Annotated in this window: 14 protein-coding genes; 5 read left to right on the forward strand and 9 right to left on the reverse strand. The window is 46.3% G+C overall.

Translation table 11 applies throughout. The annotated features are described in order from the left end of the window. Nucleotides 1-145: 145 nt before the first annotated feature. The 4 genes from QUA53_RS14885 to rppA all read right to left on the reverse strand — a co-directional run bounded on the left by QUA53_RS14885 (nt 146) and on the right by rppA (nt 4016). Nucleotides 146-1105 carry an aldo/keto reductase gene (locus tag QUA53_RS14885; RefSeq protein WP_333098208.1) on the reverse strand — a complete coding sequence of 320 codons (960 nt, stop codon included), beginning with the start codon at nt 1103-1105 and terminating at the stop codon, nt 146-148. Between the two features lie 304 nt (nt 1106-1409). Beyond that, the gene (locus QUA53_RS14890) at nt 1410-1961 is read right to left on the reverse strand and encodes a DUF3124 domain-containing protein (protein ID WP_333098205.1); all 552 of its coding nucleotides are present in this window, start codon (nt 1959-1961) and stop codon (nt 1410-1412) included. 78 nt (nt 1962-2039) lie between these two features. Beyond that, on the reverse strand, nt 2040-3320 hold the full coding sequence (locus tag QUA53_RS14895) for a HAMP domain-containing sensor histidine kinase (protein ID WP_333098204.1): 1281 nt from the start codon (nt 3318-3320) through the stop codon (nt 2040-2042). Between the two features lie 18 nt (nt 3321-3338). Continuing rightward, nucleotides 3339-4016, reverse strand: a complete 678-nt coding sequence (gene rppA, locus QUA53_RS14900) for a two-component system response regulator RppA (RefSeq protein ID WP_333098211.1) — start codon at nt 4014-4016, stop codon at nt 3339-3341. Between the two features lie 154 nt (nt 4017-4170). Here rppA and QUA53_RS14905 point away from each other — a divergent pair, with 154 nt between their 5' ends. Continuing rightward, complete coding sequence (locus QUA53_RS14905) at nt 4171-4548, forward strand: hypothetical protein (protein WP_333098203.1); 378 nt, start codon at nt 4171-4173, stop codon at nt 4546-4548. 131 nt (nt 4549-4679) lie between these two features. Here the strand turns inward: QUA53_RS14905 and QUA53_RS14910 are convergent, their stop codons facing one another. Next, nucleotides 4680-5084, reverse strand: a complete 405-nt coding sequence (locus tag QUA53_RS14910; protein ID WP_333098202.1) for a BON domain-containing protein — start codon at nt 5082-5084, stop codon at nt 4680-4682. A 344-nt stretch (nt 5085-5428) separates the two neighbouring features. Here QUA53_RS14910 and QUA53_RS14915 point away from each other — a divergent pair, with 344 nt between their 5' ends. The 3 genes from QUA53_RS14915 (at nt 5429) to QUA53_RS14925 (ending at nt 10834) form a co-directional block, all read left to right on the forward strand. Continuing rightward, a complete protein-coding gene (locus QUA53_RS14915) occupies nt 5429-8143 on the forward strand; it encodes a cation-transporting P-type ATPase (RefSeq protein ID WP_333098201.1) in 2715 nt (904 codons plus the stop codon). Nucleotides 8144-8224: 81 nt separating this feature from the next. Beyond that, nucleotides 8225-8752, forward strand: coding sequence for a hypothetical protein (locus QUA53_RS14920; RefSeq protein ID WP_333098200.1), 528 nt, complete (start codon nt 8225-8227; stop codon nt 8750-8752). A 450-nt stretch (nt 8753-9202) separates the two neighbouring features. Continuing rightward, nucleotides 9203-10834 carry a sodium:proton antiporter gene (locus QUA53_RS14925; protein WP_333248935.1) on the forward strand — a complete coding sequence of 544 codons (1632 nt, stop codon included), beginning with the start codon at nt 9203-9205 and terminating at the stop codon, nt 10832-10834. Here the strand turns inward: QUA53_RS14925 and QUA53_RS14930 are convergent. The 3 genes from QUA53_RS14930 to QUA53_RS14940 all read right to left on the reverse strand — a co-directional run bounded on the left by QUA53_RS14930 (nt 10791) and on the right by QUA53_RS14940 (nt 12655). Next, a complete protein-coding gene (locus tag QUA53_RS14930) occupies nt 10791-11507 on the reverse strand; it encodes a TrkA family potassium uptake protein (RefSeq protein WP_333098198.1) in 717 nt (238 codons plus the stop codon). The genes QUA53_RS14925 and QUA53_RS14930 overlap by 44 nt on opposite strands. A 208-nt stretch (nt 11508-11715) precedes the next feature. After that, nucleotides 11716-11997 carry an Asp-tRNA(Asn)/Glu-tRNA(Gln) amidotransferase subunit GatC gene (gene gatC / locus QUA53_RS14935; protein WP_190663714.1) on the reverse strand — a complete coding sequence of 94 codons (282 nt, stop codon included), beginning with the start codon at nt 11995-11997 and terminating at the stop codon, nt 11716-11718. Nucleotides 11998-12133: 136 nt separating this feature from the next. After that, nucleotides 12134-12655, reverse strand: coding sequence for a photosystem I assembly protein Ycf3 (locus tag QUA53_RS14940; RefSeq protein WP_332954237.1), 522 nt, complete (start codon nt 12653-12655; stop codon nt 12134-12136). 632 nt (nt 12656-13287) lie between these two features. Here QUA53_RS14940 and QUA53_RS14945 point away from each other — a divergent pair. After that, entirely contained in the window at nt 13288-14604 is a 1317-nt protein-coding gene (locus QUA53_RS14945) for a hypothetical protein (protein WP_333098196.1), read from the forward strand. Nucleotides 14605-14805: 201 nt separating this feature from the next. Here the strand turns inward: QUA53_RS14945 and QUA53_RS14950 are convergent, their stop codons facing one another. After that, nucleotides 14806-15030, reverse strand: coding sequence for a hypothetical protein (locus tag QUA53_RS14950; RefSeq protein ID WP_015174403.1), 225 nt, complete (start codon nt 15028-15030; stop codon nt 14806-14808). Between the last annotated feature and the right edge of the window lie 7 nt (nt 15031-15037).

A 15037-nucleotide genomic window follows, 5' to 3' on the forward strand; every position in this document is an offset into this window, starting at 1 on the left:
TAAACGGAAAAACTTTGGGGTTCCAACTTTTCACAACTGATAAAAAAATTCCACCCACATCTGCGGAATGTGGGTTATAGGGGTAAGGTGCGCGCCAATAGCGCACCCTACATATAGAGGTTTTGCTAGTCCTGAATTAACTCTTTTAGAAATTCCACATAACGGGGTTATCGTCTAAATGATCGGTGACGGTGCGCCCGATCGCGTCAATTTCTTTTAATTCCTCTTCACTCAATTTTACCTCAGCAGCTTTCGCATTTTCGGCTGCTTGTTCGCCGTCGCGCGCCCCGACAATTGCATTTGTTTGTGGCTGGGAAATCAACCAAGCTAAAGCTAAATTTCCTAAGCTTGTCTGGTGGCCATCGGCAATTGGCCTGAGTTGATTTAATGCTGTTTGCACTCGGTCGTAATTTTCTTTTATAAACAGCTTATTTTTGGCGCGGTGGTCGCCTTCTTCAAACTTGTGTTCTGGCCCGAATTTACCTGTCAATATTCCTTGAGCTAGAGATGAATAGGCAATGATGGAGATATGATTGTCCACACAATAGGACATAGCATCTTTTTCTACCCAGCGCCAAAACAGAGAATATGGCGGTTGCAAGCTGTCGATGCGTCCGTATTGAGCCGCTTCTTCTATTTGGGCGCGGGAGAAGTTGGAAACGCCGATCGCCCGAATTTTTCCCTGTTCTTTTAACTTGTTCAGGGCGTCCATTGTTTCTGCAATTGGCACTAACTCGGAATTCCAAGTGCCAGCGGGCCAGTGGATTTGGTAAAGGTCGATATAATCGGTGTTGAGGTTTTTTAGCGATCGATCGCACGCTTCGATTAACAAATCCGGTTTCAAGTGGTTGGCGAAAACTTTGCTAGCATAAACTACTTGCGATCGCACATCTGAAAGTGCTTGACCGATAATTTGTTCCGAATGCCCTTCTCCGTAAACCTCAGCCGTATCAAATGTGGTAATACCTGCCTCAAAAGCGGCGCGCATTGCTTTTACAGTTTCAGCATCCTCAATTCCCACCCACATCCGCTTCCCAGCTTGCCAAGTCCCCATAATTATCGGGGTAATCTGAATTTGTGATGTCCCCAATTGTCGCTTTTGCATACCCTAAGTCCTCATTTATATTTTTAGCATTCACCCTCAAACTCTCTAATCTTAACATAAAAAAGTTGGTAGTTATGCACAGTAATACTATCGTTTTATACTGGACCAATTATAGTGATGTACCAAGTTAAAAATTAAAAATGCGAGGATCTCAATGAAAGCAGCAGAGCTAGAAATTGGAGTTAGGAGTCACGAGAAAATAGTCAGAAGTAAGAAGCCAGAAGAAGTGTTCTTACAAATATAAGATGCTCCTCTTATGGTAGTCTAAAACTACCTTGTAAAGCAAGAATTTAATCCTCTAAAATCATTTTGGCATTTTGTGTTGCTTGAGAACTTTAGCGGGACTAACAAATGAAATGCCCTGAGAAAAAGAGGTACTGATCATGACAGCTTCAATGACAGGCTCATAAACCGTTTTTTCTGCAACCCACTCCACAATAAAGTTGGCACCTGAGCCTCCACTTGTATCATTTGCTGCAATAAAAAAGTGTGTGGAAGCAAGCGGCTTGAGTTCTACAGGACTCTTAATATCCTGCCTAATCAATTTCCCATCGGTATCGTAGTAACGCACAGAAGTGATAATAATCGAATTTGTCAGATCCGTATTGCGAATACTGAGCGTGGCTGACAACTCCATCACCTCATCCTGGCTATTGTAGTGATAAATATGCGAGTAAATAGGGACATATAGGGTTTGTCCCATCACAACCTTTGTTTTATCTAAGGTAACCGATCTCAGTGAGGTTTCACGTTTTGTATCAGGTTGTTGCCTTTGTGAGGTAGTTTGCTCAGAACAAGAGGTAATGACGATCGCGGCGATCGCCCAACCAACCCAGAAATCATGTTTCAGCTTCATCGGCCTTCATCCAAATACACCACATACATTGCAGTTCTGTCTAAAGCAGAGTACACCTTCTCTCTCGTTTGAGGCGGCTTAGTGATAAGGTTTGAGCGGCAGTTCAATCTGAAACGTTGAGCCTTTGCCCACTTCACTCGTCACATAAATTTTTCCACCATGAGCCTGGACAATCTGTTGGACGATCGCTAACCCGAGCCCAAAGCCTCCACTCTCCTGCGATCGCTCGGTGTCTACTCGATAGAAGCGATCGAAAATATAGGGTAAGTCCGCTTCTGGAATACCGATTCCAGTATCAATTATCTGAATGACCGCCAAATTGGAAGGAAGAACTAGGCGTATTTTTACAGTTCCGCCAACGGGAGTATATTTACAGGCATTGTAAAGCAAGTTTTCGACCACTTGCCGTAGCAAATCAGGGTCAGCCAATAATTCAATCCGTTGTGCCGGTAATTCACAGGTCAGTTTGATATTTTGGGGTTCTGCAAGTGCGACAAACTGGGTTGCTAAATTGCTCAGCAACTCGTTGAGATTGATTAACTTGAGCGATTCCGGCGTAAGTCGCCCTTGATGACGAGCCAACAGCAGTAAATTATTCACCAGCGCTCCCATTGATTTTGCGCTATCTACAATGTTTTCTAAGGGAGGATGGTAACGCGAATCATCAGCCGCGATGAGCAACCCAAGCTGGGCATTAGTGAGAATGGCAGACAGGGGCGATCGCAACTCGTGAGAGGCATCGGCTGTAAAGCGTTGAAGTTGTTGATAGGCTTGCCGAATCGGTTGCATGGCCAGCCCGCTGAGAAACCAACCTGTGATGGCAATTAAGCCCAGTGCGATCGGGACAGCGAAAGTTAGCACAATCTGAAGTTCAGTGAGCCTGTTTTGAGTTTCTGTCAGGGGAGTTGCAACCTGAAGATAACCGAGTACCCCTGTTCTACCTTCAACGGGTAATGTCACCTGACGCAGCCAGATTCCTTTTCCCAAAAGTGGATCGGTCGATCGAACTGTGAGATAACCAAAGGGCGTATTTAACTGCTCTGAAGGAGGAGTCCCAAAAAAACGAACGAGCCGCCTTTGGGCGTTAAACCAGCGCACATAAATCAGATCTTCTGCAAGGGGATGAGACCCACTGCCTAACAAAGGGACATGACTCAGATCGACCTGGTTCTGGTTTTGGCGAACTTCATAATGCACGCTGGCAGCCATGACTCTAGTTTTGTCATAGAGGAGTCGATCGAGTGCCTCCAATTTATCTTTTACCTCAATCCGGTAAATCACCCCCGCAAACAGCACGAGAATGCTTCCCATTGAGAGGGTGAACCAACGAGCCAGATTGCGACGACTTTGATTGAACACGGCTTGCCTTTACGATCGTTACTGTTCAGGGGAAGTAAGGCGATAACCCATACCGTAAATGCTCTCAATCCAGTCTGCCGATCCTACAGCCTGCAAGCGTTGGCGGAGTTTGCGAACTAGAACGGTGATCGCATTGCTCTCTGGTTGAGTCCCCCATTCCCACACCGCTTGTTCAATCTGATTCCGACTCAAAACCTGTCGAGGATGACGCATAAAATACTCCAACAACTGAAACTCGCGACTGGAGAGGGAAACGGTTGCACCTTGTCGCTCAACAGTAAGAGTATCGAGGTGGAGGTGCAGATCCTCAAGGCTGAGCGTATCTCCTTGCCAAAGGGGCGATCGCCGTCTTAATGCCCGGACTCGTGCCATGAATTCAACCAGATCGATCGGTTTCACCAGGTAATCATCTGCGCCTGCGTCTAACCCGGTCACTTTTTCAGGGGTGGTGTCTCTTGCGGTGATCATCAAAATCGGCGCTGTTTTCCCTGCGGCTCGATATTGACGACAGAGATTTACCCCACTGATATGTGGCAACATCCAGTCCAAAATCAACAAATCATAATCTTTTTCTGATAACAGCCACTGTGCCGTCTCTCCATCTTTTACCCCATCCACGCTATGTCCTGCTTGAGCTAGTACCGTTTGCAGCGGCATCAGTTGCTTTGGGTCATCTTCCACCAGCAAAACTCTCATATCTCGGCTCGCTTCCTTCACAGCTTGCAGTTTTCAGCATTAGAGTTTGAGGCGATTCGCGCATCTTCTTTAAGCTAGATTTTAGGATAGAGCAAGTTGTATTAAAGTGCAAAAAGATAGTAGGAGCCTCAAAACGGATGGGAAAGAATAGCTGATGATTAGACGTTGGTTAAAAGCATCAGGCGCAGAGTTTTGGATGCCATTGCCGTTTGTGGCGATCGCGTTTTGGGTTGGTTCCAGTTTCCTAATGGCTCAAGAATTACAACAACCCCAGATCGCAAAGAATAAACTTCAGGCAGATACCCAGCTTAAAGCAACGGTTTCTGTCAATATATTGCTCATCAACGCGGTGATTAACCGAAAACAAGGAACAACCCTGGTTGCGGTAGAAACAGCAGAACCCATTTTGAAGCGATTGCAATTAGAATTGCCAATGACTGACGCAACCCAGATAGAGACAGCGATCGCGCAAGAACTACAGTTATCGCGTCAAAATGTTCGCCAGTTAGTCCGTTACGAGATCGTTGAATAAGTTTATTGTTTCAATATAGCGATCGCATCCAGTTAAATAATGTTGGCTAAGCCATTGATTTTCTGGCTGCGATCGCGCATTTTTTTTTCAGTGGCAAGCGCCTTTGGCGCTTGCCACTTCACTGTTAGGAACTACTGAGTGACGATTTCGTTATTGATGGAAACATTCGCTGCAACTTGCCGAGCGAGTTGTTCTGCCAATGCTTTTTGTTCTGCCGTTTGAACGCGCCCTGTTAACACAATCGAATTATCCCGATCGTCTGCGTCCAAATCGAATGGCTTGAGGGTGGCATCCGAGTCTAAAGCGTCTTCTACGCGATCGGCAATATCGTCAATGTCTTGATTCTGAGGCGTCTGTGCGGTCGTGGTTGCAGGCGCAGAAGCGGTTGGAGCAGTCGTATTTCCAGTGGCAGTTGTGGGAGCAGAAGTAGATGGAACTGTTGTCTGTGAAGTATTGGGCGGGTTGCAAGCACCTAAACCCAAAATTGCAACAGTGCTGACGCTGATTCCTTGAACAAATAGCTTTAATAATTGCATATTCTTTGTTTGTTGTGTTTGTTGTGAAACGCAATTTTGCCGATAAAACTCAGCATCAAGTCTTTTAGCCTTTCAAATTAACAAGTGAATGTACGATAGTTCATCTATCAAAAGTAATGCTTTTGACAACCCTATTAATCAAAGGCAACAATAAATCAAATCCAGCGAACTAAGGTTTGCCAGTCCATAAGCTATCTCAATTGGTTCTCTTCCTAGGTATAGGAAGCAAATGTGATCCAAATGTGAGTAACAGAAATCAGTCCATCACTTTTAGCTCACATTCATCAATGACGCTAGAAACAAGACGAACCAACAGAAAAGCACTTGGCTTGACAAGAAGCGTTATGACTGCAACCAATGTAGAAAAATTAGTAGAACACTCTTGGCATCACCTCTCTGCCGAGAAAGTAGCTCGGCTTTTAGAGACTGACCTGGAAATAGGTCTATCTTCCCACGTGTCAGCCCAACGGCGCGAGATCATCGGGCCCAATCAACTAACGGCTCAGAAGCCGCAAAGTGCCTGGTTGCGATTTTTTCAGCAACTGAATCAGCCGCTAATCTACATTTTGTTAGCCTCTGGCATAGTGACAGCCTTTCTGAAAGAGTGGATTGATTCAGGGGTAATTTTTGGGGTTGCTCTGACGAATGCCACCATTGGTTTCGTTCAAGAATCAAAGGCAGAGAATGCGATCGCCGCCTTAGCAAAATCTGTTGCAACTGAGGCAACCATTCTCCGCAACGGTCAAAAGCAAGTGGTTCCATCCAGCGAACTGGTTCCCGGCGATCTCGTCTTGCTGTCTTCTGGGGATAAAGTGTCTGCGGATCTGCGGCTGATCGAAGTCCGTGACTTACAAGTCGATGAGTCAGCGTTAACGGGAGAATCTGTCCCGGTCCAGAAGCAATCCCAGGCGCTAGAGGCAGACGCTGCACTGGCCGATCGCACGAACATGGCATATACCGGAAGCCTGGTAACGTTTGGACAGGGACGCGGACTGGTCGTCAGCATTGGTGACATGACCGAGACCGGACACATCTCCCAACTCATGCAGCAAAGTAGCACACTGGAAACCCCGCTGAGCCGCAAAATTGACAAATTTAGCAAAACCTTGCTCTATGTCATTTTAGGTTTGGCTGCCTTCACCTTTGTCGCAGGCATTGCCCAGAGATTTTCTTGGGTTGAGGTGTTCAAGGCATCTGTGGCCCTTGCCGTCAGCGCAATTCCTGAAGGCTTACCCGCGATTTTAACGGTGACACTGGCGATCGGGGTTTCCCAAATGGCAAAGCAACACGCCATTATTCGCAAACTTCCGGCAATTGAGACGCTGGGCAGCACCACCGTGATTTGTTCCGACAAAACCGGAACCTTGACTCAGAATCAAATGACTGTTCAGGAAATTGATGCCGGTGGAAAGCGATATCGGGTTAGCGGTGGAGGATATGCACCAGACGGGAAAATTTCTGTAAATGGACATTCCGTTGACCTGGCAAACGCACCTGCTTTATATGAATGCCTGCAAGCAGGACTGTTGTGCAACGATTCTTATCTAGACGTGCAAGACGGGAACTGGACTGCGATCGGTAGTCCCACGGAAGGGGCGCTGGTTGCGGTAGCCCAAAAAGCGGGGTTAATTACTGAGCAACTGGAGGAAGCGCTTTCCCGGCTCGATACACTGCCGTTTGAATCTCAGTTTCAATACATGGCAACCTTACATGACGATCGTCCAGAACGGTTGATTTATGTCAAGGGTTCAATTGAGGCAATTCTCACGCGGTGTCGCCAGATGCTCGATGAAGAGGGAGAGACGATCGCCCTCAACCCCGTGCAGATCGAGGAAGCCGTCGAGAGGATGGCGAAAAAAGGGCTACGAGTTCTAGCACTTGCCAAGAAAGTTGTACCCGCTTCTCAATCTTCTATTGAGCATTCTGATATTGAGCAAGGGTTAACTTTTCTGGGGCTGCAAGGCATGATCGACCCGCCTCGCCCCGAAGCGATTCAAGCGATTGAAGCCTGTCGGTCTGCGGGAATTCAGGTGAAGATGATTACCGGCGACCATGCCAAAACAGCCGCAGCGATCGCGCACCAAATGGGACTAAATCAAACCCAAGAGGCTCCCGTTTTTACGGGTCAAGAACTCGCTCAAATGAATCAGCAGCAATTAGCCAATGCTGTCGAACAAAGCAGCGTGTTTGCTCGTGTAGCGCCAGAACAAAAGCTCCGCATTGTCGAAGCACTTCAGTCTAAGGGTGAGATTGTGGCGATGACTGGAGATGGAGTTAATGATGCTCCCGCCCTGAAGCAAGCTGATATTGGGGTAGCGATGGGCATCACGGGCACTGAAGTCACAAAAGAAGCCGCAGATATGATTCTGACGGATGACAACTTTGCTTCGATCGAGAAAGCAGTTGAGGAAGGACGCACGGTTTATAAGAATCTGCTGCGGGCGATCGCCTTCATCCTACCCGTGAATGGTGGAGAGTCCATGACCATCTTGATTGCCGTACTTTTGGCAACCCCGCTACCCATTTTGCCAGTACAAATTCTCTGGCTGAATATGGTCAGTTCAGTTGCGTTGAGCTTACCGTTGGCGTTTGAGCCGCCCTCTCCCGATGTCATGCAACAGCCGCCTCGACCTGCCAATGAACCGCTTCTGTCTCGCAGGCTGACGGCTCGGATTCTGACAGTTTCGGTATTTAACTGGATTGCGATCTTTGGGATGTTTGAATGGATCGTCCAAACCACAGGCAATGAAGCTCTAGCCCGGACGATGGCAATTCAAGCATTGGTTGCAGCCGAAGCTTTTTACCTATTAAGCATCAGTCGCTTCATTCCGGCGATCATCGCCAAACTGCGCGGTAAAGATGAATCAGTTGGCTATGCTGTGGCGATCGGCATTGGGGCTATTTTCATTCTCCAATTCCTGTTTAGCCAATGGGGCATTATGAATCAGTTATTCGACACTGAAGCTTTGAGCCTAATCCAAGGCTTAATTTGTATCGGATTCGGACTGCCAATGATTCCTTTATCAGCTTTGCTAAAACGTTTTGCACCTCTGAACTAAGTAGTTTTTGTGATGAGGCTATTGCAAGCTAATTCACACACTATTTACCAATTTTGTAGCGTTTAACATTGAATATTTCTCATGAATTACCAAAATCTCAAACGTGCTAGCGGCCTATTTACTAATCATCGAAACGCAAAGCAGGCGCTAGTTGAGCTAAAAAGCAGAGGCTTCCCCATGCACAAGATTTCAGTGATTGCTAAACCTTCTGACAATAATGATTTGGACTCTCTGGGCGTGAAACAAATTTTAATGACAAGAGCAGCAGGCGCACAAGTAGGCGCGATCTTAGGCAGCATACGACTAGGTTCGCTAGCCTTAATTGTTGGACTCAGCAGCCTGCTAATCCCCGGTATTGGTCAGGCATTAGCGGTGGAAAGCATTTTAGCAACTTTTTTTGGAAGTGGGATTGCTGCAACTGCTGGCGGTCTATGTGGCGCGCTTCAAGGATGGTTGGTGCCAGAAGAACAAGCAAGAATGTACAATGACAGATTTAACCAGGGAGATTATTTGCTCGTCATAGAGGCAAGAGAAAATGAGATCGTGATTGCTGAACCTGTCCTTAAACGTTGGGAGATTCTGACATGGCGTGTCTGTGATGCTACCTAAATTCAATGTCAGAAAGGACGATTACCTTCGAGGAATTTAGTCCCGCGAATCAGAACGTCCAAAACCCACTCAAAAATTGGAAGGTCGATGATTTTGGGCATTGCTCTCTTATTCCTGACATACGGATCGACAACTTCCAGTACCCGCCTTAGCGGCAACGGCGATCGGGTCGGCAACACTTCAGAAGAGACTGTTTAAAAAAATTAAAAACCAGCACAATTAAGAGCAATTAGCATCTTGTAAGGGTTTGGAAATCATCCAGATCTACCAAAAAAACTGCTCTTTAAAAACGATCAGATCACCCAACCAACCCAGAAATCCTGTTTCAGCTTCTTCAGCATTCATCCAAATACACCACATAAATTGCAGTTACGCCTACAACAGAGTGAACCGTCTCCTGTAGACTAAAACGGTAGTTAATCTGTTAATTTCTTTGAGGAAAACGAGTTTATGGGAGGAGTATCGGTGATAGAGTCGATTGTAGCGCAACAAACTCCCTTGGGCAGCGAGCCTGCTACAAATAGCCAAACGGCAGGAGTCATTCCTGAATTGGTCATCATCTTGATCATTCTGCTGCTGATTGCAACTGTTGTTGCACTCGTAACTCAACGGTTGCGAATTCCCTATGTAACGGGCTTAGTGTTAGCAGGCTTGCCGATTACGGAGGTTTTGTCGCGTCGAATTGGTTTAGACCCATCTTTAGTATTAAATCTTTTTCTACCAATTCTGATTTTTGAAGCAGCTATCAATACCGATATCAGCCGTCTCCGCAGTACATTTAAGCCGATCGCCCTGCTGGCTGGTCCAGGCTCTATCTTTTCTTCAGCAATTATCGCTGTTCTGGTTAAATTTGGGCTGGGGCTAGACTGGATTCCAGCGTCGCTGATCGGAGTCATTCTGGCAAACACTGATACAGTCTCAATGATCGCGGTTTTTAAAGAGATCCGTGTGCCTTCCCGGCTATCCACCATCGTGGAAGGAGAAACTCTGTTTAACGATGCGGCTGCTCTAATTTCATTTAATTTGGTTTTGGTCATTTATGCGACAGGCTATCTCACCCCTATACAAGGCGTGAAGGAACTGCTCGTGGTTGCCTTAGGTGGGGCAGTGGTCGGGGGTGTTTTAGGTTATTTGAGCGTGCCGATATTTGTTCGCTTAAACGATCCGTTGAGTAGCCTTTTGCTAACCGTCGCTCTCGCATTGGGAACCTTCCAAATCGGACAATTTTTAGGCGTATCGGGCGCAGTGGCGGTGGTTATCACCGGACTTGTTTTTGGCAACCTCGGGCTGCCTCGCAGTTCGTCTGCCTCAGATCGGATTACCTTGCTGAGTTTCTGGGAATACGCTGGTTTTGGCGTCAATACGTTTATTTTCCTGCTGATTGGGATTGAAATTAACCCGCTAACGCTGTGGAGAATTTTGCCATCCATTTTATTCGTCATTCTGGCCTATCAACTCGGACGAATTCTTTCGGTCTATTTGTTCTTAGCCGGGCTGCGCTGGTTCGATCGTCCCATTCCGCTACGCTGGCAGCACATTTTAGTTTTAGGGAATATTAAAGGGTCTCTATCAATGGCCTTAGCTGTTGCGATTCCCTTGACTCTACCAGGACGCGATAACATAATTGCCCTGGTTTTCGGTGCAGTTTTATTCTCCTTAGTCGGACAGGGATTAAGTTTACCGTGGATGGTAAAACGACTAAAAATAAGCCGTGTTTCTGATGTAATGCAGGAAGCTGGGCAGTTACAGATTCAGTTGATCGCTTCCAAAGCGGCTCAAGATGAGCTAGATAGTTTGCTGAAATCTGGCGTGTTGCCGAAGGCAGTTTACGAGGAGTTATGGGCATCATATCAAGCACGAGTAGCACACTCTGAGCGAGTGCTGCGCGATCTCTACAATAAACATCGGGCAGGGCAAGTACAGGGCGATCGCAGCGGGTTAGATACGATTCGACGGCGATTGCTCCTAGCAGAAAAAGGAGCTGTTAGCGATGCCCTCCGCAAGCGAATTGTTCCAGAGGATCTGGTTGAGCCTTACATCAAAGATTTGGATGAGAAACTTCTAACGTTGGCAGATGACTAGCGCGAATGCCGAGGTAATCAATCATCTGGTGAACTAGCTCTGGACGGGTGACGACGAGAATGGTAGAACCTGCTTCTAGAACAGTATTGCCGTTTGGAATCTCCAGATTGGCGCAGGCATGGCATTGATAACCAATAATCAGCGAACCTGTTGGAAAACCAGGGTCTTGAGCAATTTGAGCAACGCTGCGACCTGCCACATTGCAATCGCCTGGAACGGGCAGCTTGAGCACCTCGACTTGTCCTTGTTCAAAGTGCATCATCGATTCGATTTGAGGATATTCAATCGCATTTGCCATTGTTGCGACTGCCAAATCAATCGTGCTGATGATGTGACTGGCTCCGGCAAGGCGATAGGCTTCCATGAATTCGCGATCGCGCATTCGCACCACTATATGGGAAATGCCATAGCTTCTGGATAGGGTGATCAGCGCTAAATTCAGTGCATCATCGCTGAGTGCTGCAACGACTGCGTTTGCTTGTTTAATTCCCGCTTCCAGAAGAACCGTTGTACTCACCGCACTGCCTTCAAATGCCATCACTCCGATTTTTTCACGAGCAAAGCGACACGCAAGCGGGTCGACATCGATGATTGCAACCGTATGACCGAGTTTTAATAGCTGCTGGGCTAAACCCAGCCCCATCATTCCTGCTCCACCAATTAATATGTACATGACTATTTGTCACCCCAAGAATGAACTTTACAGATTTATCCCTATTAGTGAGATTGTTTTGAGTTTCTATCAGTTTAATCTGCTTTTGGGGTGGCTTTTACCGGGCTTACTTATTACTTGTTCCACACTTAGTTTAATCTGCTTGTGGGGTTGGCATGGGAGCCAGCCCCTCAAGTGATTTTCCTGAGTTAGATGCGTAGGGGGAACCCTACATAATCTTAGGCACTTTAAAAAACTCCCCATCGCGATCGGGGGCTCCCTCCAAAATACTTTCTCGTTTAGGAAAAGGTTGCAAATCGTCCGATCGCATCACGTTACTAACATCGATCGCCCGCGTTGTCGGCTGCACCTTACTCGTATCCAGTTCGCTCAACTGCTCGAAATAATCCAAAATACCGTTAAGTTGACCAGTAAACTGCTCTTCTTCTTCCGGCGTTAATTCCAATCTCGCTAAATTCGCTACTTTCCGAACTTCTTCTCTGTCAATCATAAAAATTGGGAATGGGGAATTGGAAATGGGGAATTGGGAATGGGGAAGTGGGAATTGCTTATTACAAACAATAACAAACAACAAACATAGAACAAATAACTAATGCTCCATGCCCTATGCCCCATTCCCATCATAGTTAAAAATACACATCAATTTGCGATCGACCTGTCGTCTTCAGCCAATTTTGTACCTCAATGTAATTGTTCGGGGCCAAGCGAATAGCCTCCTTCCAATAATCCGCAGCTTTATCAAACAGCCCTTCCGCCGCTTCAAGATTGCCCGCTTCCTTTTCTTTTTCCCCTTGATAGTGGTAAATCACAGCAATATTATTCAGTGCTTGTGGCATTCTCGGATTGAGATCCAAAGCCTCGCTGTAATATTCCAAAGCTTTATCGTGTTCGCCGTTGCTAGTATGAATCAGCCCCATATTGTACAAGACATAACTGCGATCGTAAGGATCTTCCTCCAGTTTCAGGGCTTCATGATAATTGTCCAGCGCTTCAGCATATTCGCCATCTGCTTGAGCGGACATACCATCCCGGTAATAAGCAAAAGCTTCCTTCGCCTGCTTTTTGGCTGGCATAATCTTTAGGATGATATCAGCCATTACCGTGAAACTTTTGTCAATAAAGTTATCGTTGCGTTGAGTTCTTGGCATATGCGATTCTTTGGTTAGCGGCTAATCAGAAAAATTAGCCTGTAAAGTTTTCCTATTAATAATTGCGCCACTGTTGTAGTGGACCGTTGTGTTGAGGGCGCTAAAAAGTTTAGTCGATCGCAACTGCGAACCTTAAAACACGCCCTTGGGTTTAACACTCTCGCAAGTTCTATCTATTTTATATAAGTCTTGCAAGACTTGCAAAAAAACCAGATTTCTTTAACCTCTCTCTCGTACTCTACACAAAACTTACAAAAACCCGCAACGGTGGCAAAAGTTCTGCTGGAGGGTGCAGGGACAATCCTCTGCGATGGCTTTCCTTCGGATCGCGAAAGCTAACACCAACGGGCGACGATCGCGCACCTTACCCTACTAGCTGTACTCACCATCCCCGTCGTTGACCCTCAGAGCAAACAAGCAAATAACCTGCCGAGAAGAAATTCAATCACAAAGTTTTATTAAGCTATCCGAGTTCAGCCCATACTTAAAAGTTATTCGGCAAAACACTAGCAATATTTTGTCCCAAAGTCAAGGGCGGCTTCAAAAAAATCAGAAAGGCGATCGCCAAAACCCGCTCGAATTCCCGCAATATATAATAAAAATAACCGGGTAATTTTCACAGAGAGAAACCTATGGCTCCGAATCCCACCATTATGCAAGCCGTCGAACAACTTGGCTACCGCGTTACGGTTGGAGACGTGGCGGCAAAAGCTGGATTAGATGTCAATTTTGCCCAGCGAGAACTGTTAAGCCTCGCCTCCGAAGCAGGCGGCAACCTGCAAGTAGCAGAATCCGGCGACATTGCCTACCTATTTCCCAAGAACTTTCGAGATATTTTGCGAAACAAGTTCTTGCGCTTGCAGTTGCAGGAATGGTGGCAAAAAATCTGGCGCATTTTATTTTATCTGATTAGGATATCTTTCGGCATAGTGCTGGTAGCTTCCATCCTCTTAATTTTTGTTGCTATCACGATTTTACTCTCCAGCGGCGACAGCAATAACGGTGGCGGAGGAGGAGGAGAGGGTGGCGGCGGGGGCGGCAGAGGTGGCGGCTTTTTGTTTTTTCCCTACTTCTGGAACGACTTAATCTGGATATTTTACTGGAACCATGACCAACCATACTACCAGCAGCGATCGCGCTTAACTGGCCAAAAACCCCAGATGAGTTTTCTAGAAGCAGTTTTCTCTTTTCTGTTTGGAGACGGCAATCCCAATTACAATCTAGAAGAGCGTAAGTGGAGCGATATTGCGACTGCAATTCGCAACAACCGAGGCGCCGTCGCCGCCGAACAAATTGCCCCATATCTAGACAATCTCGGACAAGGATACGCCCGAGAATACGAAGAATATATGTTACCAGCCCTCGCCCGTTTTGACGGCCGTCCCGAAGTCAGTCCCGAAGGGCAAATAGTCTACCACTTCCCGCAATTGCAAACCACAGCCACCGAGAGAAATTCAGAACCAGTAGCAGCTTATTTGCGAGAAATGCTGTGGCGTTTCAGCAACGCCAGTTCCGGCCAAATCATGCTCGCAGCAGGGTTAGGAGCCGTCAATCTTGTCGGTGCGCTAGTTTTGGGGAATCTATTAACTAATAATTTAATCGCAGGTGGATTTATCGGTTTCGTCAGCGCTGTTTATCCCACGATCCTGATTTACGGCGTCGGATTTCTCGCAATTCCTTTAATTCGCTACTTCTGGATTCAGTGGGAAAATAGCCGGATAGAAGCCCGCAATCAAGAGCGTCAGCAGCGAGCAATGTTATTAAACGAACCCGATGCCAACTTGCTCAAAAAACTGGCCTACGCCCGGGAATTTGCAGCAGAACACGTTCTGACAGGAGAAGACTTAGCTTATACAACAGAAACCGAATTAACCCAACAAGAACTAGAACAGTCAACAAAAATAGATGCCGAATGGCAGCGCAGGATCGATCGCTCGGACAACTTGTAATACTAATGAAAAAAATAGTTGTTTGTTGTTAAGTTAGGTGACACTAAAATCTTGCACCTTTTTCAATAATAGGCAGTATGCCTGTTCCACAATAAAATATTTTTGTTGGGGAACTGGCATGGCTGTTAGCTCGTTACTACTAATAATTGTGGAAAATATCAATTTTTATTGATGTCATAATTTTTTATACTCCGATTTTTATTAAATAAGCTTAGGGCGTTTAAAAATTAAACAATTTTGGTCATACTTCGAGTCGTGATCCAGAGCCACAAGTTCCCATCCCTCCTCGCCCAAATGGTTGACAAATAGATGCAGCGAGCCTTGTTTCCAATCTCGCTGTTCTTCACCGTTTACATATAAACTAATCAGCTTGTTTCCAAAAGGATACATATTCGCATCCACAAATAAATACTCCCACTTTTGCATAGCAATC

The organism is Microcoleus sp. Pol12B3, from assembly GCF_036701355.1.
Lineage (GTDB): Bacteria > Cyanobacteriota > Cyanobacteriia > Cyanobacteriales > Microcoleaceae > Microcoleus.

What these genes read in the sequence shown, in the direction of transcription:
- QUA53_RS14930 (WP_333098198.1), bottom strand. Translation starts at nt 11,507, where the DNA reads ATGTACATATTAATTGGTGGAGCAGGAATGATGGGGCTGGGTTTAGCC.
- QUA53_RS14890 (WP_333098205.1), bottom strand. Translation starts at nt 1,961, where the DNA reads ATGAAGCTGAAACATGATTTCTGGGTTGGTTGGGCGATCGCCGCGATC.
- rppA (WP_333098211.1), bottom strand. Translation starts at nt 4,016, where the DNA reads ATGAGAGTTTTGCTGGTGGAAGATGACCCAAAGCAACTGATGCCGCTG.
- QUA53_RS14950 (WP_015174403.1), bottom strand. Translation starts at nt 15,030, where the DNA reads ATGCAAAAGTGGGAGTATTTATTTGTGGATGCGAATATGTATCCTTTT.
- QUA53_RS14945 (WP_333098196.1), top strand. Translation starts at nt 13,288, where the DNA reads ATGGCTCCGAATCCCACCATTATGCAAGCCGTCGAACAACTTGGCTAC.
- QUA53_RS14910 (WP_333098202.1), bottom strand. Translation starts at nt 5,084, where the DNA reads ATGCAATTATTAAAGCTATTTGTTCAAGGAATCAGCGTCAGCACTGTT.
- QUA53_RS14925 (WP_333248935.1), top strand. Translation starts at nt 9,203, where the DNA reads ATGGGAGGAGTATCGGTGATAGAGTCGATTGTAGCGCAACAAACTCCC.
- gatC (WP_190663714.1), bottom strand. Translation starts at nt 11,997, where the DNA reads ATGATTGACAGAGAAGAAGTTCGGAAAGTAGCGAATTTAGCGAGATTG.
- QUA53_RS14920 (WP_333098200.1), top strand. Translation starts at nt 8,225, where the DNA reads ATGAATTACCAAAATCTCAAACGTGCTAGCGGCCTATTTACTAATCAT.
- QUA53_RS14885 (WP_333098208.1), bottom strand. Translation starts at nt 1,105, where the DNA reads ATGCAAAAGCGACAATTGGGGACATCACAAATTCAGATTACCCCGATA.
- QUA53_RS14940 (WP_332954237.1), bottom strand. Translation starts at nt 12,655, where the DNA reads ATGCCAAGAACTCAACGCAACGATAACTTTATTGACAAAAGTTTCACG.
- QUA53_RS14905 (WP_333098203.1), top strand. Translation starts at nt 4,171, where the DNA reads ATGATTAGACGTTGGTTAAAAGCATCAGGCGCAGAGTTTTGGATGCCA.
- QUA53_RS14915 (WP_333098201.1), top strand. Translation starts at nt 5,429, where the DNA reads ATGACTGCAACCAATGTAGAAAAATTAGTAGAACACTCTTGGCATCAC.